27 protein-coding genes are annotated in these 25,518 nt (G+C 58.9%); 18 read left to right on the top strand and 9 right to left on the bottom strand.

Annotated features, from left to right (window positions below):
- Nucleotides 1–33: 33 nt before the first annotated feature.
- Together leuD and PL599_RS16795 are read right to left on the bottom strand one after the other, a co-directional pair.
- The gene (gene leuD / locus PL599_RS16790) at nt 34–639 is read right to left on the bottom strand and encodes a 3-isopropylmalate dehydratase small subunit (protein ID WP_077983639.1); all 606 of its coding nucleotides are present in this window, start codon (nt 637–639) and stop codon (nt 34–36) included.
- A 164-nt stretch (nt 640–803) separates the two neighbouring features.
- Nucleotides 804–1,034: a hypothetical protein gene (locus PL599_RS16795; protein WP_137412341.1), complete on the bottom strand. Its 231-nt coding sequence runs from the start codon at nt 1,032–1,034 to the stop codon at nt 804–806.
- Between PL599_RS16795 and PL599_RS16800 the strand changes: the two genes are divergently transcribed.
- From PL599_RS16800 to PL599_RS16810, 3 genes are read left to right on the top strand one after another with little or no spacing between them, the layout of a single operon-like run.
- Nucleotides 979–1,131 (top strand): hypothetical protein, encoded by a 153-nt coding sequence (locus tag PL599_RS16800; protein WP_162520489.1) that lies wholly within the window; start codon nt 979–981, stop codon nt 1,129–1,131. The genes PL599_RS16795 and PL599_RS16800 overlap by 56 nt on opposite strands.
- A gap of 12 nt (nt 1,132–1,143) precedes the next feature.
- Nucleotides 1,144–2,055, top strand: coding sequence for an HpcH/HpaI aldolase/citrate lyase family protein (locus PL599_RS16805; RefSeq protein ID WP_170985693.1), 912 nt, complete (start codon nt 1,144–1,146; stop codon nt 2,053–2,055).
- On the top strand, nt 2,052–2,258 hold the full coding sequence (locus PL599_RS16810; protein ID WP_063951515.1) for a DUF1737 domain-containing protein: 207 nt from the start codon (nt 2,052–2,054) through the stop codon (nt 2,256–2,258). Before PL599_RS16805 ends, PL599_RS16810 begins: the two co-directional genes overlap by 4 nt.
- A gap of 18 nt (nt 2,259–2,276) precedes the next feature.
- Here PL599_RS16810 and PL599_RS16815 read toward each other — a convergent pair whose 3' ends face one another.
- Entirely contained in the window at nt 2,277–2,717 is a 441-nt protein-coding gene (locus PL599_RS16815) for a metallopeptidase family protein (RefSeq protein ID WP_003492693.1), read from the bottom strand.
- Between the two features lie 329 nt (nt 2,718–3,046).
- Between PL599_RS16815 and rplU the strand changes: the two genes are divergently transcribed.
- The 14 genes from rplU (at nt 3,047) to PL599_RS16885 (ending at nt 15,227) form a co-directional block, all read left to right on the top strand.
- Nucleotides 3,047–3,361 (top strand): 50S ribosomal protein L21, encoded by a 315-nt coding sequence (rplU, locus tag PL599_RS16820; RefSeq protein WP_003492690.1) that lies wholly within the window; start codon nt 3,047–3,049, stop codon nt 3,359–3,361.
- A gap of 40 nt (nt 3,362–3,401) precedes the next feature.
- Nucleotides 3,402–3,671, top strand: coding sequence for a 50S ribosomal protein L27 (gene rpmA, locus PL599_RS16825; protein WP_003492686.1), 270 nt, complete (start codon nt 3,402–3,404; stop codon nt 3,669–3,671).
- A 131-nt stretch (nt 3,672–3,802) separates the two neighbouring features.
- The gene (locus PL599_RS16830; protein WP_077983637.1) at nt 3,803–4,435 is read left to right on the top strand and encodes a GNAT family N-acetyltransferase; all 633 of its coding nucleotides are present in this window, start codon (nt 3,803–3,805) and stop codon (nt 4,433–4,435) included.
- A complete protein-coding gene (locus tag PL599_RS16835) occupies nt 4,432–5,025 on the top strand; it encodes a GNAT family N-acetyltransferase (RefSeq protein ID WP_269824789.1) in 594 nt (197 codons plus the stop codon). Before PL599_RS16830 ends, PL599_RS16835 begins: the two co-directional genes overlap by 4 nt.
- Nucleotides 5,026–5,193: 168 nt before the next feature.
- Nucleotides 5,194–6,264: a GTPase ObgE gene (gene obgE / locus PL599_RS16840; RefSeq protein ID WP_077983635.1), complete on the top strand. Its 1,071-nt coding sequence runs from the start codon at nt 5,194–5,196 to the stop codon at nt 6,262–6,264.
- Entirely contained in the window at nt 6,261–7,430 is a 1,170-nt protein-coding gene (gene proB / locus PL599_RS16845; protein ID WP_269824790.1) for a glutamate 5-kinase, read from the top strand. The genes obgE and proB overlap by 4 nt, the downstream gene beginning before the upstream one ends.
- Nucleotides 7,423–8,709, top strand: coding sequence for a glutamate-5-semialdehyde dehydrogenase (locus PL599_RS16850; RefSeq protein ID WP_269824791.1), 1,287 nt, complete (start codon nt 7,423–7,425; stop codon nt 8,707–8,709). The genes proB and PL599_RS16850 overlap by 8 nt, the downstream gene beginning before the upstream one ends.
- A 42-nt stretch (nt 8,710–8,751) precedes the next feature.
- Nucleotides 8,752–9,336 carry a nicotinate-nucleotide adenylyltransferase gene (locus PL599_RS16855; RefSeq protein ID WP_416172503.1) on the top strand — a complete coding sequence of 195 codons (585 nt, stop codon included), beginning with the start codon at nt 8,752–8,754 and terminating at the stop codon, nt 9,334–9,336.
- A 113-nt stretch (nt 9,337–9,449) separates the two neighbouring features.
- Nucleotides 9,450–9,893, top strand: a complete 444-nt coding sequence (gene rsfS / locus PL599_RS16860; protein ID WP_035236703.1) for a ribosome silencing factor — start codon at nt 9,450–9,452, stop codon at nt 9,891–9,893.
- A 159-nt stretch (nt 9,894–10,052) separates the two neighbouring features.
- The gene (gene rlmH / locus PL599_RS16865) at nt 10,053–10,535 is read left to right on the top strand and encodes a 23S rRNA (pseudouridine(1915)-N(3))-methyltransferase RlmH (protein ID WP_077983632.1); all 483 of its coding nucleotides are present in this window, start codon (nt 10,053–10,055) and stop codon (nt 10,533–10,535) included.
- Nucleotides 10,536–10,694: 159 nt separating this feature from the next.
- Entirely contained in the window at nt 10,695–12,092 is a 1,398-nt protein-coding gene (locus PL599_RS16870; protein ID WP_269824793.1) for a murein hydrolase activator EnvC family protein, read from the top strand.
- Nucleotides 12,082–13,410, top strand: a complete 1,329-nt coding sequence (locus tag PL599_RS16875; protein ID WP_077983630.1) for a S41 family peptidase — start codon at nt 12,082–12,084, stop codon at nt 13,408–13,410. Before PL599_RS16870 ends, PL599_RS16875 begins: the two co-directional genes overlap by 11 nt.
- A 58-nt stretch (nt 13,411–13,468) precedes the next feature.
- Nucleotides 13,469–14,668, top strand: coding sequence for a divergent polysaccharide deacetylase family protein (locus PL599_RS16880; protein ID WP_269824794.1), 1,200 nt, complete (start codon nt 13,469–13,471; stop codon nt 14,666–14,668).
- A gap of 46 nt (nt 14,669–14,714) precedes the next feature.
- On the top strand, nt 14,715–15,227 hold the full coding sequence (locus tag PL599_RS16885) for an RNA pyrophosphohydrolase (protein WP_142912916.1): 513 nt from the start codon (nt 14,715–14,717) through the stop codon (nt 15,225–15,227).
- A 42-nt stretch (nt 15,228–15,269) separates the two neighbouring features.
- Here the strand turns inward: PL599_RS16885 and bfr are convergent, their stop codons facing one another.
- The 4 genes from bfr to PL599_RS16905 all read right to left on the bottom strand — a co-directional run bounded on the left by bfr (nt 15,270) and on the right by PL599_RS16905 (nt 18,378).
- Nucleotides 15,270–15,755 carry a bacterioferritin gene (gene bfr, locus PL599_RS16890; RefSeq protein WP_131829419.1) on the bottom strand — a complete coding sequence of 162 codons (486 nt, stop codon included), beginning with the start codon at nt 15,753–15,755 and terminating at the stop codon, nt 15,270–15,272.
- Nucleotides 15,721–16,032: a (2Fe-2S)-binding protein gene (locus PL599_RS16895; protein WP_077983626.1), complete on the bottom strand. Its 312-nt coding sequence runs from the start codon at nt 16,030–16,032 to the stop codon at nt 15,721–15,723. Before PL599_RS16895 ends, bfr begins: the two co-directional genes overlap by 35 nt.
- Nucleotides 16,033–16,298: 266 nt before the next feature.
- Entirely contained in the window at nt 16,299–17,024 is a 726-nt protein-coding gene (phbB, locus tag PL599_RS16900; RefSeq protein ID WP_271359366.1) for an acetoacetyl-CoA reductase, read from the bottom strand.
- Between the two features lie 172 nt (nt 17,025–17,196).
- A complete protein-coding gene (locus tag PL599_RS16905; RefSeq protein WP_137412333.1) occupies nt 17,197–18,378 on the bottom strand; it encodes an acetyl-CoA C-acetyltransferase in 1,182 nt (393 codons plus the stop codon).
- 243 nt (nt 18,379–18,621) lie between these two features.
- On the opposite strand from PL599_RS16905, the gene phaR reads away from it, so the two are divergent.
- Nucleotides 18,622–19,197 carry a polyhydroxyalkanoate synthesis repressor PhaR gene (phaR, locus tag PL599_RS16910; protein ID WP_003520279.1) on the top strand — a complete coding sequence of 192 codons (576 nt, stop codon included), beginning with the start codon at nt 18,622–18,624 and terminating at the stop codon, nt 19,195–19,197.
- Nucleotides 19,198–19,253: 56 nt separating this feature from the next.
- Here the strand turns inward: phaR and PL599_RS16915 are convergent, their stop codons facing one another.
- Together PL599_RS16915 and PL599_RS16920 are read right to left on the bottom strand one after the other, a co-directional pair.
- Complete coding sequence (locus PL599_RS16915; RefSeq protein WP_269824795.1) at nt 19,254–20,630, bottom strand: MFS transporter; 1,377 nt, start codon at nt 20,628–20,630, stop codon at nt 19,254–19,256.
- 106 nt (nt 20,631–20,736) lie between these two features.
- Nucleotides 20,737–25,497, bottom strand: coding sequence for an NAD-glutamate dehydrogenase (locus PL599_RS16920; protein WP_271359370.1), 4,761 nt, complete (start codon nt 25,495–25,497; stop codon nt 20,737–20,739).
- Between the last annotated feature and the right edge of the window lie 21 nt (nt 25,498–25,518).

Consider the following 25,518-nt stretch of genomic DNA (forward strand, 5'->3'; position numbering starts at 1 on the left):
CGGGATCGGCTTTTTTGAAGAGCGGAAATGTGGTCAGGCCCAGGGGCGGACCGAGGCGTTTGCCTTTTCGAACGTGTCAATGGCACCGGCATGTTCCAGAGTCAGGCCGATATCGTCGAGACCGTTCAGCATGCAGTGCCGCTTGAATTCGTCGATCTCGAAGGAAATCGTGCCGCCATCGGGGCCGCTGATTTCCTGGCGCTCCAGATCGATGGAGAGAACGGCGTTCGAGCCGCGCGAGGCGTCGTCCAGCAGCTTTTCGAGGTTCTCGGGGCTGACGACGACAGGCAGGATGCCGTTCTTGAAACAGTTATTGTAGAAGATATCGGCGAAGCTGGTGGAGATCACGCAGCGGATGCCGAAATCGAGAAGCGCCCATGGCGCATGTTCGCGTGACGAGCCGCAGCCGAAATTGTCACCGGCAACGAGAATCTGGGCGTTCTGGTACGCGGGCTTGTTCAGCACAAAATCGGGATTGGGCGAACCGTCTTCGAGGTAACGGGATTCAGCGAAAAGCCCCTTGCCGAGACCGGTGCGCTTGATGGTTTTCAGATAATCTTTCGGAATGATCATGTCGGTGTCGATATTGACGACCGGCATGGGCGCGGCGACGCCCGTCAGCTTGGTGAATTTTTCCATCTGTCGCTTCCCGTGTTTCCCTTGAACAAAATCCGGCACTGACAAAAGCCTGCCGGATATTTTCTCTGGGGAAATACTGCAAAACCAGGCGCTTTAGAAGCGCAAATCCGCATTCTTCGGTACGCCCGTTGGGCGTTGTCGCATCCTGACCGGATTACACGATCTCAGAGATCGATGATTGTGCCCTTGCCGTCGTTCCAGACGCGCATGTCGCGCTGGTTGCGGGTCTTGACCGGAATGGGAGCTGGCTTCAGGCGCGCCGACAAAATTCGGGCTGCACTGAGAACGGCGAGTACGCCGATGAAAGCCACCGTGAGCGACGCCGTGAAAAGAGCCGCCATGGCCAAAATTGCGATACCGGAGGCGGCGATGAAAAATGAACGGATGCCTTGCATGATTCAACCTTTCTTTCCAGACGAATGTGGGCCTTCTTCTTCCGGCTTGCAAGAGGATTCGGTGGATTGTCAGCTTGCAGATGTCACAAAAGCTTGACACAAGTGCGGCATGGTCAGTTTTTCAGAAAATATTCTTATGAGACCACGTCGTTCGTTGCTCTCCGTGCCGGCCATCAATGTCCGGGCACTGGAAAAAATCGGCGATCTCGATTGTGACGGAGTGATCCTCGATCTGGAGGATTCGGTCGCGCCCGGGATGAAGGACGAGGCGCGGGACAATCTGCAAAAGCTGTTTTCGCAAGCGCCCTTTGCAGCGGGCGAGATCATTATCCGCATCAACCCGCTTTCCACGCCCGACGGTAAGGCGGATTTGCAGCTTGTGCTTTCCTGCCGGCCGGATGCAATTCTTTTGCCGAAGGTGGAGCAGCCGGCCGATATTCACGATGTGGCCGATCTTCTGGCCGAGGCGGATGTGCCGGAGCACCTGAAAATCTGGGCGATGATCGAAACGCCGCTTGGTGTCCTGAATGCCGCCTCGATTGCTGACGCGGCCCATACGCCGGATGCGAGGCTTTCGGCTTTTGTCATCGGGCTCAACGACCTGCGCAAGGAAACGCGGGTGCCGGCCCTTCCCGGACGCACTTATCTCGTACCCTGGATGATGCAGGTGGTGCTTGCCGCCCGTGCCTATGGTCTGGATGTCATCGACAGCGTCTCGAACGATTTCCGCGATATCCCCGCTTTCGAAGCCGAATGTGAGCAGGGTCGCGCCATGGGGTTCGATGGCAAGATGCTGATCCACCCGGCACAGATCGAGCCGGCCAACCGGCGCTTCGCCCCGGACGAGGCAGCGGTTGCGGAAGCCCGCGAGATCATTGCCGCTTTCGCAAAACCCGAATCTGTGGAATTGAACGTCATCAACATGAATGGACGCATGATCGAGCGGCTGCATGTGGCGGAAGCCGAGAGGCTGGTCGCCATGGCCGATATCATCGCGGCAAGAAAGGAAAAAGAGACGTGAAGGTCTATCGTTTCATCACCGGTCCCGACGACGCCAAATTTTGTCATCGCGTTACCGAAGCTCTGAACAAGGGCTGGGAACTGGCGGGTTCGCCAAGCTACGCCTTTAACGCTGCAGCCGGCGTCATGCATTGCGGACAGGCCGTGACCAAGGTCGTCGAGGGCAAGGAATACCATCCAGACATGAAGCTCGGCGAGCAATAGCTGCGGCAGCCGCCCCGATCAGCGTTCGGCGGCGGCCTCGTCGGCGCTTTCTTCAATCCGCTCCATGTCGTCGTCCGACAGGCCGAAATGGTGGCCGATTTCGTGAATGAGGACATGGGTGATGATATCGCCCAGCGTCTCCTCGTTCTCGGCCCAATAATCGAGAATGGGGCGGCGATAAAGCGTGATGCGGTTCACCATCTCGCCCGTTTCCATCGTGAAACGTTCGGAGATGCCGCGACCCTCGAACAATCCGAGAAGATCGAAGGGCGTTTCGAGCGCCATGTCCTCGAACACATCGTCGGTCGGAAAATCCGCGATCTCGATGATGAGATCCTTGGTCAGTGCGCGAAATTCTTCCGGCAGGTGGCCATATGCCTCGATCGCCAGCGACTCAAAGGCGGAAAGTGTCGGCGCGTGGCGGTCCCGCCAATCGTCGGTCTGGTCTATGCGGGCCATTTCTGCTCCTTGTTGGAAGGCCCATATAAACACTTGCTGAACAAATTTCGAGACCTGACTGCCGCACCTGCCGAAAAAGCATGAAATTCTTGGCGTTACAGTTACTTTTCAGGCCGTCTTCATCTTGACATAAACCGGCGTCTCGCGTAATCGGCACCCAAATTGATGGCGTAGTGCGCCTTCTGTTTATTCCGCCTTTCAAATGGCGGTTTCACCGGCAGACATTCAAAGGGGCATCAGCCCTGACGGATTTCCGCTACTCCGACTGATAAAAAGACGGCCAGCTTGCATTTGCGGGCAGAGCCGGAACGAACATGAAAGGATAAAAAATGTTCGCAGTCATCAAGACCGGCGGTAAGCAGTACCGCGTAGCGGCCGACGCCGTGCTGACCATCGAAAAGCTGGAAGCAGAGGCAGGCGCAACTGTAGAATTCACCGAAGTTCTCGTGGTCGGCGAAGGTGCCGACGCCAAGTTCGGTGCTCCCTTCGTCAAGGGTGCCATCGTCAAGGCTGAAGTTGTCGAACACAACCGCGGCAAGAAGGTCATCGCCTTCAAGAAGCGTCGTCGTCAGAACTCCAAGCGTTCGCGCGGCCATCGTCAGCATCACACTGTCGTCCGCATCACGGACATCGTTGCTGCCTGATCGGCGCGACACGGGAAACAAGGTTTAAAGGAGAACTCCAATGGCACACAAGAAAGCTGGCGGTTCCTCGCGTAACGGTCGCGATTCCGAATCCAAGCGCCTTGGCGTAAAGAAGTTCGGCGGCGAAGCTGTCATTCCAGGCAACATTATTCTGCGCCAGCGCGGCACGCAGTGGCATCCGGGCGCCAATGTTGGCATCGGCAAGGACCACACGATTTTCGCACTGACCGCAGGTAACGTGAACTTCCGTACGAAGGCCAATGGCCGCGTATTCGTATCCGTGGCCCCGAAAGCGGAAGCCGCAGAATAAGCCGGTAAGCGTCATATGCAGCCGGTGTCCCATCGACCCGGCTGAGACGTATCAGGTTCAGTCAAGAAAACAGGGGAGATGGGGCACCACCCAACTCCCCTTTTTCTTTAACCTCATGGAGGGACTGAACCATGCAAGCTGAATTGTTGAGGGTTGACCAATCACGGTCACCCGAAGAGCGGCCGAGGCCCGATCGGTCGAGGAGCGATTGCCCCGTTTTACTGTCGCAGAGGCTGGTCTTACGCAAGCCTCACGAAGAAGACATCGACGCCCTTGCCCATCTTGCCAACAATGCCAATATCGCGACCATGGTGTCGCGTATGCCGCACCCTTACACGGCCAAAGACGCCGCGGACTTCGTGCGACGCTCCAAAGCTGGCGAGATTGGCAAGTGCGTCTATGCGATTACCCGCATGGACAATGGCGAGTTTCTGGGCTGCTGCGCGCTCGAACCCCAGGAAGACGAAAAGACGCTGGAGATCGGTTACTGGCTGGGGGAACCCTACTGGAACCACGGTTACATGACCGAAGCGGCGCATGCGCTGATCGACATGGCCTTCCGCACCCGTGAAATCGACCAGATCGACGCCCGTTGCCGGGTCACCAACATTGGCTCGCGCCGCGTCATCCAGAAATGCGGTTTCCAGTTCCAGGGTTCCGGCATGGTCGGTTCGCTGGCGCTTGGCGGCATGGTGCCGGTGGAATGGTACAGGCTGGACCGCAAGACCTGGGTTTCGCTGAAGAGCTGGGGGGACATGGGATGAGTGCGCTCGAACTGACCCGACGACGGACTGCCGTGACGGTGGCTCCGCCCGGCCCCTGCCCCGTCATCGAGACGCGGCGTCTGGTGCTGCGACCGCAACGGCTTTCCGATGCCGGCAGCATTGCGGAATCGCTTGGCGATTTCGCCGTGACGAAGATGCTGGCCCGCGTTCCCGCGCCGTACCACAAGCAGGATGCGCTGGAATGGTTGGTGTTGCGGACGTCCGGCACGCTGCCCGACTGGGATTTCGCCATTACCTGCGGCGACGATACTCTGATCGGTGTCGTCTCGGTGGAATTGCGGCATGGCGAGTGGCACCTCGGTTACTGGCTGAACCGCTTCTATTGGGGCAAGGGTTACATGACCGAGGCGGTGGCCGGTGTGGTGGAGCGGTTCTTCCGCCGCATGCCGGGGGTGACCCTTCATTCCGGTGTGTTTGCGGATAACCCCGCTTCGCTACGCGTGCAGGAAAAACTCGGCTTCCGGGTGACCGGTTGCCACCAGATATACGCCACGGCGCGCGCCGCCATGGTGGCACATATTGGTACGATGATTACGGCTGAGGATTTTATTCAGCCGCATCGTACCTGAGGAGTATTGCAAGGCCGGTTTGATCCAAACCGGTCTTGTCTCGCGCATGGGCTTCCCGCACGATAGTCTTTGACCTCGTGAAGAAGCGCTTGTATTCGAAACGACGATATTTTTGTTCGACGCAACGGCAAGATTGTTGCGTCCGCAAACCGATAGAACGGCAGTCCGATGAAATTTCTCGATGAAGCAAAAGTCTATATCAAGTCCGGTGACGGCGGCGCGGGCGCCGTTTCCTTCCGGCGCGAAAAATTCATCGAGTTCGGCGGCCCTGACGGCGGCGATGGCGGACGCGGCGGCGATGTCTGGGTTGAGGTGGTCAACGGCCTCAACACGCTGATCGACTTCCGCTTTCAGCAGCATTTCAAGGCCTCTATCGGACAGCACGGCATGGGTAAGACCCGCACCGGTGCCAAGGGCGCAGATGTGGTGCTGAGGGTGCCGGTCGGTACGCAGATCTTCGAGGAAGACAATGAGACGCTGATCGTCGATCTGACGAAAGAAGGCCAACGCTTTCGTCTTGCCGCCGGCGGCAATGGCGGTTTCGGCAATGCCTATTTCAAGTCGTCCACCAATCAGGCTCCCACCCATGCCAATCCCGGCCTCGCAGGCGAGGAAAAGACAGTTTGGCTTCGCCTGAAACTGATCGCCGATGCCGGTCTCGTCGGTCTGCCCAATGCGGGTAAATCCACGTTCCTTGCGACGGTCACCCGTGCGCGGCCGAAGATCGCCAACTATCCCTTCACCACTCTTCACCCAAACCTGGGCGTCGCGACCATCGATGGCCGTGAATTCGTGCTGGCCGATATTCCGGGCCTCATCGAAGGCGCGCATGAGGGTGTGGGCATCGGTGACCGTTTCCTCGGCCATGTGGAGCGTACCCGCGTGCTTCTGCACCTCGTCTCTGCACAGGAAGAAAAGGTCGGCAAGGCCTATAAGACGGTCAAGGCTGAGCTGGACGCCTATGGCGGCGGGCTGACTGACAAGCCGGAAATCGTGGCGCTGTCGCAGATCGACGTGCTGGATGAAAAAGAGCTGAAAAAGAAGGCCAAGGAACTGGAGAAGGCCTGCGGCCGTCCCCCGCTCCTTCTCTCCGCTGCCGCCCATATCGGGATGACGGAAGCGCTGCGCGCCCTTCGCGACATCATCGTTTCGGCGAGCAATGGCGGCGAAACCGCTCTGCCGGACCGGTCAATGCCGCATGAGGACAGCGAGGCCGAGGAAGAGGACGACCGCCTATGAGCCTGACGCGCAAGCCGCTGGCGAGCCATCACCGGATCGTCATCAAGATTGGGTCGGCGCTTCTGGTGGATCGGAAGACCGGTCTCAAAAAAGATTGGCTCGACGCCATTTGCGAGGATATCGCCGCGCTGAAGAAAAATGGCGCAGATGTGCAGGTCGTGTCGTCGGGCGCCATCGCGCTTGGCCGCACCGTGCTTGGCCTGCCCTCCGGTGCATTGAAGCTGGAAGAAAGCCAGGCGGCGGCGGCTGTCGGCCAGATTGCGCTGGCGCGGGCATGGTCGGAAAGCCTGTCGTGGCATGAGATCGTTGCCGGTCAGATTCTCTTGACGCTTTCCGACACCGAAGAGCGACGCCGTTATCTCAATGCGCGTGCCACCATCAACCAGTTGCTGAAGATTGGCGCCATCCCGATCATCAATGAAAACGACACGGTTGCGACCACCGAAATTCGCTATGGCGACAATGACCGTCTGGCGGCGCGTGTGGCGACCATGACGGGTGCCGATCTTCTGGTGCTATTGTCGGATATTGACGGGCTCTATACGGCACCTCCGCATCTCGATCCCGATGCGGAATTTCTCGAGACGATTGCCGATATCACGCCCGAAATCGAAGCCATGGCGGGTGGCGCGGCATCCGAGCTTTCACGCGGCGGCATGCGCACCAAGATCGACGCGGGCAAGATCGCGACAGCTGCCGGGTGCGGCATGATCATCGCTTCGGGCAAGACGCTCAATCCGCTGAAGGCCATTGAAAATGGCGCGCGCTCCTCATGGTTTGCGCCTTCGGGCACGCCGGTGACGGCGCGCAAGACCTGGATTGCCGGGCAATTGCAGCCGGCCGGCGAAATCCATGTGGATGCCGGTGCGGAAAAGGCTCTCTATGCCGGCAAAAGCCTGCTTCCGGCGGGTGTGCGACTGGTGAAGGGCAATTTCGGCCGTGGTGATGCAATCGCCATTATCGGTGCGGAGGGCCGTGAAGTCGCTCGTGGTCTTGCGGGTTACGATGCAGAGGAAGCGCGCCTCATCATCGGCCACAAGTCCAACGAAATCGAGGCGATCCTCGGTTATGTCGGGCGAGCGGCCATGATTCATCGTGACGATCTGGTCATGACGGGCGCTGCCGTCAAAGTTAAAAATGCAGAGAAGGATGAGGTCCATGCCTGAACAGGCCGTGAAGCAAAGCCATGATATTGACGCGCTGATGATCACCATCGGCGCTCAGGCGAAAGCTGCTTCGCGACCGTTGTCCATTGCCGGCGCAGACCAGAAGAACCGCGCGCTGCTTGCCATGGCCTCCGCCATCGAGGCATCCAGAGATGCGATCCTTGCCGCCAACAGGAAAGATTTGGCTGCGGCGGAAAGCGCAGGCCTTGCCGCTTCCTTCGTGGACAGGTTGACCCTCAACGATGCAAGGATCGCCGGTATTGCCGAAGGCATCCGTTCGGTTGCGGCGCTGCCCGATCCAGTCGGTGAAGTCATCGCCGCCTGGGATCGTCCCAATGGGCTGAAGATCGAGCGCGTGCGCACGCCGCTCGGCGTCATCGGCGTGATCTACGAAAGCCGTCCGAATGTGACGGCGGATGCCGGCGCATTGTGCCTTAAGGCGGGCAATGCCGTCATCCTGCGCGGCGGCTCGGATTCGCAACATTCATCGCGTGCTATCCATGCCTGCCTCGTGGAAGGGCTGAAGATCGCCGGTCTTCCCGAGCATGCCATTCAGCTGGTGCCGGTGACTGACCGCGCCGCTGTCGGCGCGCTTTTGAGCGGATTGAACGGCACGGTTGACGTTATCGTGCCGCGCGGCGGCAAAAGTCTCGTGGCGCGGGTACAGTCGGAAGCCCGTGTGCCGGTCTTTGCCCATCTGGAAGGTATTTGTCATGTCTACATCGACAAATCCGCCGATCTCGACATGGCAAAACGTATCGTCGTCAATGCCAAGATGCGCCGCACCGGCATTTGCGGCGCGGCAGAGACATTGCTGGTGGACGCCGCTGCCATTTCCACGCATCTTACGCCGCTCGTCAAAGCCCTGATCGAAGCTGGCTGCGAAGTGCGCGGTTCGCAGGCCGTTCGCGATGTGGTGGCGGGTCTTACACCGGCAACGGAAGAGGACTGGCGCACCGAATATCTCGATGCGATCATTTCGGTCGCCGTGGTGGAGGGTATTTCGGGCGCGATCGAGCATATAGGCACCTATTCGTCCAACCACACCGAGGCTGTGATCGCTGAGGACCCTGAGGTGGTCGCGCGGTTCTTCAACGAACTCGATTCGGCCATTCTGCTGCATAATGCCTCCACGCAGTTTGCCGATGGCGGCGAATTCGGCATGGGTGCGGAAATTGGTATCGCCACCGGTAAGATGCATGCACGCGGTCCTGTCGGCGTCGAGCAGCTCACATCGTTCAAATACCGTGTGCATGGCACCGGCCAGACACGGACGTGATATTTGCCGGCCGATAAGCGCCTCGACAGACGTTATCTCACCATGCCGCATGTGGAGCGCGGCATGGTCGTTGGCCTGTTCGGTGGTTCTTTCAATCCGCCGCATGCGGGTCACGCGCTTGTGGCCGAGATTGCGCTGCGCAGGCTCGGTCTCGATCAACTCTGGTGGATCGTCACACCGGGCAACCCGCTGAAAAGCCGCTCGGAGCTGGCATCTCTGGAAGATCGCATCGCCGCTTGCGAAAAGCTGATCCACGATCCGCGCATCAAGGTCACGGCCTTCGAAAAATCACTGGGGATGAGCTATACGGCCAATACGCTCGCCAAGGTGAAGGCGAAAAATCCGCATGTCCGTTTTGTCTGGATCATGGGAGCGGACAATCTGAAAAGCTTCCATCGCTGGCAGAAATGGCGACGGATCGCCGAGACATTCCCGATTGCCGTGATTGATCGGCCAGGCTCCACGCTCTCTTATCTCTCCTCCACCATGGCGCAGGCCTTCAGCCATGCACGGGTGGATGAGGACGATGCCGGCGTTTTGTGGAAAAAAGCGGCGCCTGCCTGGGTTTTCATTCATGGGCCGCGTTCGACGCTCAGCTCCACGGCGTTGCGTAGCGGTCGTAAATGACGACTTCGATCACAAATGATGTATGTGCCGGGTGTGGATGGCTCCATATCTTGAAAAGTTAATGCTTTGATGCCACCTTTATTGTGTGACGCAGAGAATCGCGTCGCCAGTACCTGTTTTGTCATTCTTGGAAAGGAAAACCTCTGACAACAGTACACGCCAAGGGAAGAGCATTTGTTGCTATCCCGAAGGGCCAGGACAGTGGCGCCGATGCCGCCGGCCATGCCCTCGAAACCGTCCTCGCGAGCCTCGAGGACTCCAAGGCTGAAGATATCGTCTCTCTCAACATTGCCGGAAAATCGGCGCTTGCGGACTACATGGTCGTGGTCTCCGGGCGGTCGAACAGGCATGTTTCGGCGATTTGCGAGCATCTTCTCAAGGACATGAAGGATGAAGGGTTCGGAAACGCCCGCGTCGAAGGTCTCGAGACCGGAGACTGGGTGCTGATCGATACCGGCGACATCATCGTTCACGTGTTCCGCCCGGAAATCCGCGCCTTCTACAACATTGAAAAAATGTGGGCGACGCCGGACATGCCGGAAGAGACGCTGCATTGATGCGGTGAGCCTTTGAGCGAGTGCATCGCTTTTGCCGAAGATCATATCTGACTTCGGAAACGGTGCCTCTGGCCGGAAATCAGACCGGCCGCATAGGAATCCGCAGGCTATGCTGTTAAGAGCGTGACCCTGTTGGGTCACGACGAATGCAGGTTTGCGATGCGGATTTCAATTTTTGCGGTGGGACGGCTGAAATCCGGCCCCGAAAAGGATCTTGCTGCCCGTTATATCGAGCGCCTGGCAAAGACCGGCCCGGCGATCGGGCTGGAGTTTTCGCGGGTGATCGAGGTTGCGGAAAGCCGGGCATCGAATGCGGAGACCCGCAAGCGCGAAGAAGCCGCGATGCTGGAAAAACATCTGGCCGACGGTGCCGCCCTCGTCTTGCTGGACGAGCGCGGAAAGGCGCTGGACAGTCCCGCCTTTGCTTCGTTTTTTGGCGATTTGCGCGATAGCGGCAAGCGTGACCTCGTTATCGCCATCGGCGGGGCAGACGGGCTCGATCCTGCGCTTTACGACAAGGCGACGGTCGTTCTCAATCTCGGCAAGCTGACATGGCCGCATCAGATCGTTCGTATCCTGATTGCCGAACAGCTTTACCGCGCCGTCACGATTCTCTCCGGTCATCCTTATCATCGCGTTTGATCGGATTTCGATTCGGATAAATGTCTCAATTTCAACATGAAGCTCCCGGACACCGCTGATAGCTCACGGCTTTGCCGGCGGCCTTTCCAGGGCCTCTTGGAAGATCGCGGCAAAATCCCTAATATTGGCGCTTCTGCTTCGGCATCAAAGAAAGTTCACATGGACAACAGGCCTCAACGAAAACGGCACGCTGCCCTTGCGGGCGCGGTTATTGCTGCTTTCGTGATGGGGATCGGTCCGACCTATTCGCGAGACGATGCGGGCGCGGTTCCGGCCGCAGGCGACGATACGTCGCCGGATGCGCTACAGACGTTGGAGAAGCGCCGCGACCAGAACCGGCAGGATCTGGAGGAACTGGTCGACAGCATCGGTCTTTCGGAAAACAAGACAAGGAAGCTTGAGGAAAGTATCGCTTCCCTCAATCAGGACAGCGCACGCATCCGGGAAGAGTTGATCGCATCGGCCGCCCGGCGCAAGGCGCTGGAAGCCAAGATCAGCGACGGCGAAGATCGTCTGGCCAAGCTTTCGGTGCGCGAGGACGGCGTCAAGGCGTCGCTTCGGGAAAGACGCGGCGTGCTGGCGGAGGTTCTGGCCGCGCTACAGCGGATGGGCAGAAACCCGCCGCCCGCCCTTCTCGTCTCGCCGGAGGATGCGCTTGCGTCCGTGCGAAGCGCCATTCTTCTCGGCGCCGTCGTGCCCGGCATTCGCGGTGAAACCGACAAGCTGGTCGCCGCTCTCAAAGAATTGACCGATGTCCGGCAGGCAATCGCTCGCGAAAAGGACGATCTTACGGGTATGATGACGGCAAGTCTGGAAGAGGAAAAACGCCTCGACCTGCTGATTGCCGAAAACGATCGCAAGAACACCCAGACGGCGGCGGAGCTGGAGGCGGAACGCAAGCGATCTGAGGAGCTTGCAAGCAAGGCGACGAGTCTTGAGGGGCTGGTCAGTTCGCTTGAAGGCGAGATTACCTCGGTGCGTGAGGCGATGGAAAAGGCGCGGGCGGAAGAGCAGCGCCTGGCCCGTCTTTCGGAGGCGGAACGCGAAAAGGAACGGGCCGCGGCCGAGGCTGGAATGCCCGATAAAAACCGTATTGCGCCCGCATATCCCTTCGCGAGTTTGAAGGGAAAGCTGGAGCTGCCGGTTACCGGCGATGTGCTGCGGCGCTTCGGCGATGCGGATGGAACGGGCCACTTTTCCAAGGGAATTGTTGTCGCGAGCGGACCGGAAGCGATCGTGACGGCGCCTGCAGACGGCTTCGTGGTGTTTGCCGGAGATTTTCGCAGTTATGGCCGGATGATCATCCTCAATACGGGCAATGGATATCATGTGGTGATGACGGGCATGGACAATGTGAGGACGCGGCAGGGAATGTTCGTGTTCTCCGGAGAGCCCATCGCTTCCATGGGTGCAAAAAGAGTAGCAAGTGCAGCAGCATTGGCGCTGGAAACCGACAGGCCAACGCTCTACATTGAGTTCAGGAAAGATGGTGTGCCGGTTGATTCTCAGCCGTGGTGGACCGCAAAAAAGACCGGAAGGGCGCACAATGATTCGTAAGGTTTCGCTTCTCCTTATCGGTGGGCTTATGGGCGCCACGGCGATGAGCGTGATTTATTCGGCGAGCATGCCGGCACAGGCGGCCGGGCCTTCGACCTATAAGGAACTGTCGATTTTCGGCGACGTGTTCGAGCGCGTCCGCGCACAATATGTGACGCCGCCGGATGACGAGAAGCTGGTTGAAAACGCAATCAACGGCATGTTGAGCTCGCTCGATCCGCATTCTAGCTTCATGAATGCCAAGGATGCCAACGACATGCGCACCCAGACCAAGGGTGAATTCGGCGGCCTCGGCATCGAAGTGACCATGGAGAACGAGCTCGTCAAGGTCATCACGCCGATCGACGATACGCCGGCTTCCCGCGCAGGCATCCTGGCCGGCGACTTCATTTCGGAAATCGACGGTACGCCGGTTCGTGGCCTGAAGCTGGAACAGGCGGTCGAAAAGATGCGCGGCGCGGTCAAGACGCCAATCAAGCTGACGATCATCCGTCAAGGCGCCGACAAGCCGCTCGAATTCACCGTCATGCGCGATGTCATTGCCGTTCGGGCCGTCAAGTCCCGTGTAGAGGGCGACAATGTCGGTTATCTGCGCGTCATCTCCTTTACCGAGAAGACCTATGACGACCTCGAAAAGGCGATCAAGAAGATCAAGGCTGAAGTGCCGGCCGACAAGCTGAAGGGCTATGTTCTCGACCTGCGCCTCAACCCGGGTGGTCTGCTCGATCAGGCGATCAATGTTTCCGATGCGTTCCTCGAGCGCGGCGAAGTCGTTTCGACCCGTGGCCGTAATCCCGATGAGACGCGTCGCTTCAATGCGACAGCAGGCGATCTGACCGATGGCAAGCCGGTGATCGTGCTCGTCAACGGCGGTTCGGCTTCGGCTTCGGAAATCGTCGCGGGTGCGCTGCAGGATTTGCGTCGCGCAACCGTGGTCGGTACGCGCTCCTTCGGTAAGGGCTCGGTTCAGACGATCATTCCGCTCGGCGAGGCAGGTGCGCTGCGCCTGACCACGGCGCTTTATTACACGCCGTCGGGTAAATCGATCCAGGGTACGGGCATTGAGCCTGACATCAAGGTGGAGCAGCCATTGCCGCCTGAGCTGCAGGGCAAGGTGACCACCGAAGGTGAATCCGGTCTTTCAGGCCACATCAAGGGGCAGAGCGAAACCGATGAAGGTTCGGGTTCCTCCGCTTATGTTCCGCCGGAAGCCAAGGACGACATCCAGCTCAACTATGCTCTGGACCTGTTGCGCGGCACGAAGACGGATCCGTCTTTCCCGCCGAATCCGGAAAAGGCTGTGGTCAACAAGCAGTAAGATAGTTCGCCGGTCAGCCGGCGCGTTGTCTTGCCCAACCGTTTGGACGGATCGTTCATTGCCTTCGGACCTGCGAAAACCGCTTCTGGGCCGTCAGAAAAAAAGCGCCGGTATCAACCGGCGCTTTTCCGTCATTGTGGCTTTGTCGGTGCTTGCGGTTTCCTCAGTCGGCGGCTTGTCCGTCTATACGGCGCTTTCGCCCGGCAATTTGCAGAAGACGGCGAGTGGCCCGGAGGCACAGCGTCAGCTTGCCGAAAAAAAAACTGAAATCGCACCGGCCGATGTAACGGCTCCCGGCGATGCCGCCGGTCTCCAGCCGCAAGGCGGTCGCTCGGGCGCCAAGATCAGTCGCGAGACGATGCCTGATGGCAATGTCGTATCGGTTTACTCTCCCCGCTCGCGTGAGGGGGAAGGGCCGGTGCTGATGAGCGGCCAAACCTATGGCCAGGATCCGCGCATGGCGATGCGACCCAATGAGGAACTGCTGGAAGAAACCGCATTCGGAAAATTACCGGTCATCGGCGCGGACGGTTTGCGGCCGATGGAGCAATATGCACGGCCTTGGTCTGGCGCACGCGGCACCCGGGTGGCGATTGTGGTCGGCGGGCTCGGTCTCAGCCAGACGGGGTCGCAAAAAGCGATCCGCGAGCTGCCGCCGGAGGTGACGCTCGGCTTTGCCGCCAGCGGCAACAGCTTGCAGCGCTGGATGCAGGAAGCGCGCCGACAGGGGCATGAAATCCTTCTGCAGATACCGCTTGAGCCTTTCGGTTATCCAGGCACCAATCCCGGCCCTGACACGCTGCTGGCGGGTGATCCCGCCAAGGTCAACATCGACCGGCTGCATCGCTCCATGGCGAAGATCACGAATTACACCGGCGTCATGAATTATCTCGGCGGGCGTTTCCTTGCCGAGCAGGCGGCGCTGGAGCCTGTCATGCGCGACATCGGCAAGCGTGGCCTGCTGTTTCTGGATGATGGCTCTTCAGCGCAATCGCTGAGTGGCGGTATTGCCAAGGCGATTTCCGCCCCACAGGGTTTTGCCGATATTCTGCTTGATGGCGAAGTCACCGAAGCTGCCATTCTACGCAAGCTGGATGAACTGGAGCGAATTGCACGGCGTAACGGCCAGGCGATCGGCGTAGCTTCGGCTTTTGATGAAAGCGTTGCGGCGATCTCGAAATGGTCACGTGAGGCTGGCGGGCGCGGCATCGAGATTGTCGGTGTTTCTGCGCTTGTTTCCGGGCAGGCAGGGCAGTAAACCTTGCGTGCGGCCATTTCTGGCGCTCAGACAGTGCGGGTTTCCCATGACAATCAAAGCAGAAGATTTGCCTTACCGTCCCTGTGCGGGAATTATGGTTCTGAACGCCGAGGGCCTTGTCTGGGCCGGCAGGCGCATCAAGGAAGGCAATTCTGAATATGACGGCTCACCGCATCTGTGGCAAATGCCGCAGGGCGGCATCGATGATGGTGAGCGGCCTTTGACGGCCGCGATTCGCGAACTCTACGAAGAAACAGGCATGAAAACGGTGAGCCTGCTTGCGGAGGCGAGCGACTGGATTCACTATGACCTGCCACCCGAACTGATCGGTATCGGTCTCAAGGGCAAATATCGCGGGCAAGCGCAGCGCTGGTTTGCGTTCCGTTTCGAAGGCGACGAAAGCGAGATCCAGATCGATCCGCCGCCGACCGGACATACGGCTGAATTCGACGCATGGGCCTGGAAGCCGATGGAAAGCCTGCCGGAACTCATCGTACCGTTCAAGCGTGCGGTATACGAACAGGTTGTGGCGGAGTTCCAGCACCTTTCGGGCAAATAAAAAAGGCGGCCTTGGCCGCCTTTTCTGTTTTGTCGCCAGTGCTTATTCTGCTTCGTTGGCGGAATCGGCGTTGAGCTGGCCGTATTTTTCCTCGCCGATCTTGCCGAGCAGTTCGAGCTGGGTTTCGAGAAAGTCGATATGGCCTTCCTCGTCGATCAGCAGGGCCTCAAACAGCTTCATGGAGACATAGTCTCCGGCCTCGGAACAGATGTCACGCGATTTCTTGTAGGAGGTCCGGGCGTCGTATTCGCCAGCCAGATCGGCTTCAAGCACTTCCTTCACGTTCTGGCCAATCCGCAGCGGCGCCAGCGTCTGAAGGTTGGGATGACCTTCGAGGAAGATGATACGATCAATGATCTTGTCAGCGTGCTGCATCTCTTCGATGGATTCGGCACGCTCCTTCTTTGCGAGCTTGGTGTAGCCCCAGTCGTTCAGCAGCCGGTAGTGCAGCCAATATTGGTTCACCGCACCGAGTTCGAGGAAAAGGGCCTCGTTAAGCCGCTCGATGACTTTTTTGTCGCCTTTCAATGTCCGCTCTCCTGTTGTCTTCATGGAATCTCTTCAGGCGGGACATAAAATCAAAAACATCGGCCTCAGTCGAGTGGCGACGGGCGTGATATTCTTCAGTGGTCTTGATGATCAGGTCAACAACGGTTGGAAAACAGCCGCAGCAGCGACCGCGTTTTTCCATGGCGTGATACACTTTTGCAGGAACGATCAATTGCCAACAGTCCTCATCGAGGAGCTCGTTGATGACGTCCCGGATATCGTGATCGGTAATGTAATTGCAGCTGCAAACCAGCATGATGGACTGCCTGTATGACGCAACACGTTGTTTTCGTTCTTAAACCAAAACAGGACACCTACTGTCAAGAAAAACCTATTTTTGAATCGATGCTACACTTCTAGACTCATTCTAAACTAAACGAAAACTATCGTATTTTCATTAGTTTAGCGATTTATACTTTCCAGTATTTCCTGGTCAAGTTTTTGTGCGTGGCAGATCGAGCAGCATTATTATCACGAAAAGTTTACTGACTGAACTGCCATTAGAGGGAAGGGCAGCTGATCTCAGGCGAAATATTGCCCGCCATTGGCGGTCATGGTGGAGCCGGTGATGAAGCCCGCTTCGTCCGACACCAGAAACAGAACGCAGCGCGAGATTTCTTCCGGTTCGCCCAACCGTCCAACGGGAATTTGCGGCACGATCCGCTCAGCCAGAACCTTTTCCGGTATCGCTCTTACCATCTCCGTGCCGATATAGCCGGGGCAGATGGCGTTGACGGTGATGTTTCGGCTGGCGCCTTCCTGGGCGAGCGCCTTGGTGAAGCCGATGTCGCCCGCTTTGGAGGCGGAATAATTGGCCTGTCCCGCCTGACCTTTCTGGCCATTGATGGAGGAGATGTTGACGATGCGGCCGAAGCCGCGGTCGCGCATGCCCGGCCAGACGGGGTGCGTCATGTTGAAGACGCCGGTGAGGTTGGTGTCGATCACCTCTCGCCACTGCTGCGGCGACATTTTATGGAACATCGCATCGCGGGTGATGCCGGCATTGTTGACGAGCACCTCGACGGGACCGAAGGTCTCTTCTACCCTGGCTATGCCATTGACGCAGGCGTCATAGTCGCGCACGTCCCATTGAAAAGCGGGGATGCCGGTTTCTTTCTGGAATGCTTCCGCCCTGTCCGTCGTGAAGGCGTAATTGACGGCCACCCGGTAGCCGGCCGCCTGCAGGGCACGGGCAATTGCGGCGCCTATGCCGCTCGTCCCGCCGGAAATCAACGCAACCCGGCTCATATCGGCCTCCATGACCTGTCACTGAAGCGCCTGCATATGCGAGGATGCTTCCATATCTTGCAGAACTTGTTCGTCGTGCTCACCGGCCACAGAAATGCGGCCAATGGGAGGCCGCTTCTACCCTATTGCGCGCTGAACCGGAATTGCTTTTTGGCAGGCCGTGCAAGGGTTTTCAGAGTGCCTCGATGCACATGGCGACACCCATGCCGCCGCCGATGCAGAGCGTTGCGAGACCCTTCGACACGTTGCGGCGGCGCATTTCGAAAATCAGGGTGTTCAGGACGCGCGCGCCCGAAGCGCCGATCGGATGGCCGATGGCAATCGCTCCGCCATTGACGTTGACGATGTCAGGGTTAAGGCCCAGTTCGCGCACGACCGCGCAGGATTGGGCGGCAAAGGCCTCGTTGGCTTCGACAAGGCCGATATCGTTGATCGACCAACCGGCCTTGGCCAGCGCTTTGCGCGACGCAGGGATGGGGCCGGTGCCCATGATCTGCGGATCGACACCGGCCGTCGCCCAGGAGGCAATACGCGCCAGCGGCTTGATGCCACGCTTTGCCGCTTCCTGTTCCGACATCAGAAGTGTAGCGGCTGCGCCATCGTTCAGACCGGAGGCGTTGCCGGCCGTGACCGTACCTTCCTTGTCGAAGGCGGGGCGCAGCTTGGCCATGGTTTCCAGCGAAGCTCCAGCGCGGATATGCTCATCCGTATCGATGACGATATCGGCTTTACGGCCCTTCACCGTGAAAGCCACGATCTCCTCTGCAAAACGGCCGGCGCTTTGCGCGGCTTCGGCCTTGTTTTGCGATGCGACTGCGAACTGGTCCTGCTCATCACGGGAAAGCTGCCATTGGCGGGCGATGTTTTCGGCGGTGATGCCCATGTGATAACCGTAAAAGGCGTCGGTGAGGCCATCTTTCAGCATGGTGTCGATCATCTTGAAATCGCCCATCTTCACGCCGCCGCGCAAGTGCGCGCAATGGGGCGCCATGGACATGGATTCCTGGCCGCCGGCAATGACGATGTTCGCGTCGCCGGTGACGATCTGCTGCATGCCGAGGGCCACGGCGCGCAGACCGGAGCCGCAAAGCTGATTGAGGCCGAAGGCGGTCGCTTCCTGTGGTATGCCGGCCTTCATGGCAGCCTGCCGCGCCGGGTTCTGCCCCTCGCCCGCCGTCAGGACCTGACCGAGAATGACTTCATCGATTTCGTTTGCCGCGACACCGGCGCGCTCCAGCACGGCGCTGATGACGGACGCCCCGAGCTCATGGGCTGGCGTATTGGCGAAGTGGCCATTGAAGGAGCCGACGGCTGTGCGCGCGGCGCTGGCAATCACGATTGAAGGCAGGGTCATCAGTTTTCTCCTCACTTGCGGGCGGAGACTGGCAAAGCTTTCAATACAAGTCAAATGGCGAAAGTTGCTTTAAAAGATGTTGCTAAATCACGCCGAAATCTTGCGGAAAATTGCTGCGCAAAAAACAAACTGTTGCGATGCACAAAACATTTGTCAGAGGGCTCGTTTTGCGCATACACTTTGCGCTGGGAAGAGCAATAACACCAAAAAACAAGAAAATACCATCATCGCGAGGAGGCGGGCATGGCGAAACACGACGGCGAAACAATCATTAAAAAATACGCCAACCGGCGGCTCTACAATACCGGCACCAGCACCTATGTGACGCTCGATGATCTGGCGCAGATGGTCAAGCGCGGCGAGGACTTCAAGGTTCAGGATGCCAAGTCGTCCGAAGACATCACGCATGCGGTGCTGACGCAGATCATCGTCGAACAGGAAGCCAAAACCGGCAATACCTTGCTGCCGACGGCGTTTCTGCGGCAATTGATCTCTTATTACGGCGACCAGATGCAGATGGTCGTGCCGACATTTCTCGAACATTCTATGAAGACCTTCTCCGATCAGCAGAGCCAGATGCAGGAGCATATGGCCAAGGCTTTCGGCGATGGTTCGCTTGCCCGCAATTTTCAGGCGCCGCTGCAAATGATGGAAGAGCAGATCCGCCGCAATACGGAACTGTTCCGGCAGGCGATGCAGGGTTTCACACCTTTCGCAATGCCGCAGGCGCCCAAGGAAACCCGCAAGCCGAATGCATCCGAAATCGATGAGTTGAAGGCGCAGTTGCGCGCATTGCAGCAAAAGCTCGATCAGCTTTGATCCTGTCGGGCCGATGACCGGTTTGAGCAAACCGTATCGGCTTTTGCTTCTGGCTCTTAGCCTGCCGTTCTTTCCGGTACGCGCAACAGGAGCAGGAAACCTGCCCCCAGAAATACGATGAGCGTGGCCATGCCGATATGGGCGGAGCCGCTTATGTAGGTTGCTATGGAAAATGACAGTGTCGCCATGAAACTGGTGGCGCGTCCGGAAAGCGCGTAGATGCCGAAATAACGGCCCGCTTCTGCCACGATGATATTTCGGGCGAGATAAGAGCGGGACGATGCCTGGACGGGGCCGAAGGCGAGGCCGATCAAAACGCCATAGAGCAGATAGGCCTTTTCCGCGCCTGTCGCGAAGATGCCGCCATTGTCCGCTGTGGATAATTGTATCCAGCCAAACAGCGTCGAGCCCTTTTCCGTCGAGACGATTCCGAGCGTGGCCAGCAACAGGAGCACGAGGCTGATGAGGATGGTGATGCGCGACCCGAGTTTCTGGTCGACACGTCCGGCGGCAAAGCAGCCGGCGATGGCGACGACATTGAGCAGGATGCCGAAGAGGCCGATTTCCATCGTCGCCCAGCCGAACATGCCGGCGGCGAAGGCCCCGCCCAGAATAAGAACGCCATTGACGCCATCCTGATAGAGCATGCGCGCAATCAAAAACCGCAACAGCATCGGGCGGTATCGCAGTTCGCGCAGCGTGATCTTCAGTTCCCCCAATCCCGAGCGGATTGCGGCGGCAAAGGGCAGACCTTTTTCAGCATCGGGAGTGAGAAGAAACATCGGTAGAATGAAAATGAGATACCAGAGTGCGGCGAGCGGGCCGGTTATTCTGGCGTCCTCGCCGGTTGCAGGATCGAGGCCGAAAAGGGGCTTGATACCGGCGATGGTCACGCCGGTCTGTGGATTGGCGGCGAGAAGCGTCACCACGGCAATCAGCACCACCATACCGCCGAGATAACCAAGTCCCCAGGCGAGATTGGAAATGCGCCCGACATTTTGCGGGTTGGTCAGGCGCGGCATCATGGAATCGTTGAAGACGATGGAAAATTCCGCTGCGATGGAAGCGAGGATCATACAGACGATTGGAAGGATGAGCGGCGAACCGGGCGCGGCAAACCAGAGGAAAAAGAGACTGACAATCTTGATGACGGCAAAAAAGGCGATCCAGGGCTTGCGTGCGCCGGACTGGTCGGCGATGGAGCCGAGAATGGGGGAGAAGAGGGCGATGATGATCGACGACACCGTCGCCATGTTGCTCCATGTCGCCTGCGCCGAAATCGGATCATCGGTAAGCCGTGCGACGAAATAAGGCCCGAAAACGAAGGTTGTGACGACCGTGAAAAACGGCTGCGCCGCCCAGTCGAACATCACCCAGCCCCAGATGCCGCGTTTGGCAACCACTGTTTCCGCATTTGGGGAAGGGACAGTCATTCATCGTCCTATCGGAAAATCGGGAAATAAAATGCGCGATGCGGGTGCATCCGTCTTGTCTGGCGCCATCCGGGAGGACCCGGATGGCGTTTTTTGAGGCTGCCGATCAGCGTGCCTGAACGATATCGCCAAGCAGCCCGGCCGCGACCGTCAGACGGGCAAGGTTGGTATCACCGCTGTCGCTGAGTGCGCCGAGTTCGGAGACGATGCGGTTGACCCGCACGCGGTCCGCCGCATACCAGGCCTGGACCGGATCCTTCTCCTTGGCATATTCTGTTAGTGCGGAGATAACAATCCGGCGTCGCGACGAGGAAATCTGGTCCTGGCTGCGCAGGAGAGCCAGGCTCTCATAATGATCCGCCGGGGTGATGCGCTGACTTGCATCCAAGAGGCGCGCGACACGGAAGGTCGAGGAGACGGTGGCATAGCTTTCGGCAGCGCGGGCGAGCGTTGTGCCAGCGCTTTCGGCGATGCGCATGATCTCTGGCACATAGACGAGCAGGGAAAGCGTATCGAGTTCCTCCAGAAGACCGGAAGGAACGCCATCGATTTCCGTCACGCCAAGTTCGCGGCGATACTTCGCCGCTGCCGGCGACAGCGTCTTGATTGCGGTTTTCAGTCGCTCGATTTCGGTCGCCATGTCACCCGCGGCCGCACCTGCGCTCCCGGTTTGCAGGTAAAGCCTGCTCGCGTCGGAGAAAATGCGCGTGATCATGGCATAAAGCCCGTTCTGGACTTCCCCTCCGACCTTGCCGTCCAGCGCGTCCACTTCGCTCCACAGGCGTTTGAGACCGAAACCATCCTCGACGATCACCGCCGCCTTGACGACGTCGGCCGCCAGAAGGCCGCTCGCATCGGCAAGTTTCTGCACAAAGCCCGGGCCGCCGCGATTGACGACGGCATTGGCGAGCGCGGTCGCGACGATTTCGCGATGCAGACGATGCGCCTTGATGTCGTCCGCATAATTCTTCTGCATCTTGGCCGGGAAATAATCGACCAGCAGATGCTGGAGATAGGGTTCGTCCGGAAGCGGGCTTGCCACCAATGCATCGAACAAAGTGAGCTTGGCATAGGAGAGGAGCACGCCAATTTCCGGCCGGGTCAGCGGTTTGCCGGTGGCGTATCTTTCGCTGAATTCGGCATTGTCCGGCAGGGTCTCGACCTTGCGGTTCAGTTGTCCGGTCGCCTCCAGCGCGCTCATCAGGCGGCCGAGTTCTTCGCGGTTGGCGAGCCCCAGCCGCTCCGTCAGTGAAATCGCCAGCGATTGCAGGTAGTTGTTGCGCAGCACCAGCTGCGCCACCTCCGGCGTCATGGAGGCGAGAAGCTGGTTGCGTTTCGGCATCGTCAGGCGACCGCTGTTAACGGCGGAGGCAAGCGCGATCTTGATGTTGACCTCGACGTCTGAGGAGTTCACGCCGGCCGAATTGTCGATCGCGTCGGAATTGCATCGCCCGCCCGAAAGCGCATAGGCGATGCGCCCCTTCTGGGTGATGCCGAGATTGGCGCCTTCTCCTATGACCTTGGCGCGCAGCTCAGTTGCGTTGACGCGGATGGGGTCGTTCGCCCTGTCACCCACCTCGGCATTGGTTTCCACGGCCGCCTTGATGTAGGTGCCGATGCCGCCGAACCACAGAAGATCGGTTGGCGCTTTCAGGATGGCGGTCATGATCTCGAAGGGTGTGGCGACTGATTTGTCGAGGCCGATGGCGGCCACGGCTTCCGGCGTCAGTGTCACCGATTTTTCGGCTCGCGAGATGATCATCGCGCCGACCGAGAGGGCCGAACGGTCATAATCCTGCCAGCTGGAACGCGGCAGTTCGAAAAGCCGCTTGCGCTCAGTAAAGGATCTGTCGGTATCCGGGTCGGGATCGATGAAGATATCGCGGTGATCGAAGGCCGCGATCAGCCTGATCTTTTCCGACAGCAGCATGCCGTTGCCGAAAACGTCGCCGGACATGTCGCCAACGCCGGCCACGGTGAAGGGCGTGGTCTGGATGTCGGTATCCATTTCGCGGAAATGGCGCTTTACCGTTTCCCAGGCGCCCCGGGCGGTAATACCCATCTTCTTGTGGTCGTAACCGGCCGAACCGCCCGATGCGAAGGCGTCGTCCAGCCAGAAACCGGCCTCATGGGCAAGACCGTTCGCCGTATCGGAGAAGGTCGCCGTTCCCTTGTCGGCGGCGACGACGAAATAGGGGTCGTCACCGTCGAGGCGCAGCGTGTCGGCTGGCGGCACGATAGCATCGTCGACGATATTGTCGGTGATGGACAGCAGGGTGCGGATATAGGTCTTGTAGGCCTCGCGGCCGGCATTGAAGACTTCGTCGCGGGAGCCGCCGGCCGGCAGGTTCTTCGGGAAGAAGCCGCCCTTGGCGCCGACCGGAACGATCACCGCATTCTTGACCTGTTGCGCCTTGACGAGACCGAGCACTTCCGTGCGGTAATCCTGACCGCGATCCGACCAGCGCAGACCGCCGCGCGCGACCTTGCCGAAACGCAGATGCACGCCTTCGACTTCTGTTCCGTAGACGAAGATTTCGCGGAAAGGCCGTGGGTCGGGCAGGCCGTCCAGATGCTTGGGATCGAACTTGAATGCCAACAGGTCACGCGGCGTGCCATCGGCATTTTTCTGGAAGTAATTGGTGCGCAGCGTCGCATCGATGGCGTTGACGTAACGCCTGAGCGTGCGGTCCTCATCGAGATTGGGAACGCCGCTCAACGCCGCTTCGATTGCCTTGTGTATTTCGGCGAGTTTCTTCAGCCGTTTCTTTTCGTCGACGGACGGATCGAAGCCGGCCTTGAACAGCGCGAAAATATTGCGGGAAATCGCCGGATACTTATAGAGCGTTTCGGAAATATGCTCCTGTGAATAGACGATGCCGGTCTGGCGGAGATAACGCGCATAGGCGCGCAGCACGGAGACTTCGCGCACGGTCAGGCCGCAGGCGAGGATCAGGCGGTTGAAGTTGTCATTGTCGACCTTGCCGGAGAAGGCGGCTAGGAACGCTTCTTCGAGTTTCTCTCCATAATGCGCCAGATCGAGCGTCGTCCCCTTGGCGACGGACAGTTCCATGTCGTGCAGCACGATGTCACGCTTGTTGCCGTCCGAAACAACGCCGATATCGAAGGTGCGCTCACTGATGACGTTGAAACCGAGATTTTCGAGCAAAGGCACGCGGCGCGAAAGCGGCAGATGGCCGTCGCGGTGGAAAATCTTCAGCGACAGCGTTTCCGCCGATTGACCTTCTTGCTGGTAAAATTCGATGCGGACCGGTTCGCCCTTTGCGGCGCCCAGAATATCCGGCATGTCACCGATCGCTTCTTCCGGCGTGTAGGCTTCCTGATAGGCCTGATCGACCTCCAGCACCGGTGCGCCCGGCTCGGAGAGGGCGACGAAATGGTCTATCCAGCGCGCTGCAATGTCGCTGACGGCGTCTTCGAGCTTGTCCTGGGCGATGCGCGGCGTCTTGCCTTCCGTGCGGCCGACGATGAAGTGGACGCGGGCGACGGCGCCTTCAGGGAAGGCGGGGTAATAGGCGGAAATATGCCCGTCATAGACCCTGCTCAGATAGTCCCCGATCTTCTCGCGTACATAGGAATTATACTCCTCGCGCGGAACGAAGATGATGGCGGAAACGAAACGGTCGAAACGGTCGATACGCGCAAGCACGCGCACGCGCGGCCGGTCGCTCAGTTCCATGATCTGCTCGACGAAGCGGATCAGAAGATCGGTCTCGATCTGGAAGAGATCGTCACGCGGATAGGCCTCGAGCGTATTCTGCAGGATGCGGCCGGAGTGGCTGTTCGGGTCGAAGCCGAAATGCCGCTCGACTTCCGCGACCTTGGCGCGCAGCAGCGGTATCTGCTTGACCGAGCGCGTATAGGCGGTGGCGGTGAAGAGGCCGACGATGCGCAGTTCGCCGATGACATTGCCGTCCTCGTCGAAGCGCTTGATGCCGATATAGTCCATATAGGCGCGACGATGCACGATGGACTTCACGTTGGCCTTGGTGACGATGAGGAAATCCGGGCCGTCGAGGAAGGCGAGGATTTCTGGCGTCGTCGTCACGGCGTTCTTGCCGAGGCGCAGCACGCGTACATCCGGATCGCTGAGGCTGCCGAGACCGATGCCGTCACCGCGCTCGATCTTCGCGTTCTTTCCCTTGCCGGAATAAGTGTAGTCACGCATGCCGAGAAAGGTGAAATTGTCGTTGCGAAGCCAGTTGAGGAACTCGACGGCTTCCGCACGCTCGGTCTTGCGCCGTGACGAACCGCGCTTGGACAATTCATCCAGCGCCTCATCGAGTTTCGCCAGCATCGGCCGCCAGTCGCGATAGGCAAACTGGACTTGCGTCAGCACGAAACGCAGCCGTTCTTCCAGCGCCGCTGCGGCCTGCGGTGTGAGTGGGGCGATATGCAGCTGGATGAGGCTGACGTTTTCAGCGGGATCATCCTCGGGTTCCGCAAGACGATAGCCCGCCTGCGCGCTTTCGTCGGGCACCAGGATCGGGTGCACCGCGAGGTAAAGACCGCGATAGGTGCTGGTGACCTCGCCCATGACAGAATCGTACAGGAAAGGCATATTGCGGCCGATAATGGTCAGGACCGTTACCGGAATATCCCGCGGTGAAACGCCCTCCACCTGGGAAATGCTGATATGAGGAGCGTCTCCGGTCCAGTGTGAAAGCGCCTCGAAACTGTGAGCGGCGCTCGCAGCCAGCATCTCTGCGGAATAATATTCTATATCGTCGGTACTTGCCCTTCCATAAAGAATACCCGGATCAAGAAATTGGACATTTTCGGCAATTGCCTGCTGGCGCGCTTTTTCGATCTGTTTTTCGCGTTTTGGATTGTTTCTGTAGCCCATTTGACGTGGATTCCTCCAAAA

This window comes from Agrobacterium sp. ST15.16.055 (assembly GCF_027956555.1).
Classification (GTDB): domain Bacteria; phylum Pseudomonadota; class Alphaproteobacteria; order Rhizobiales; family Rhizobiaceae; genus Agrobacterium; species Agrobacterium salinitolerans.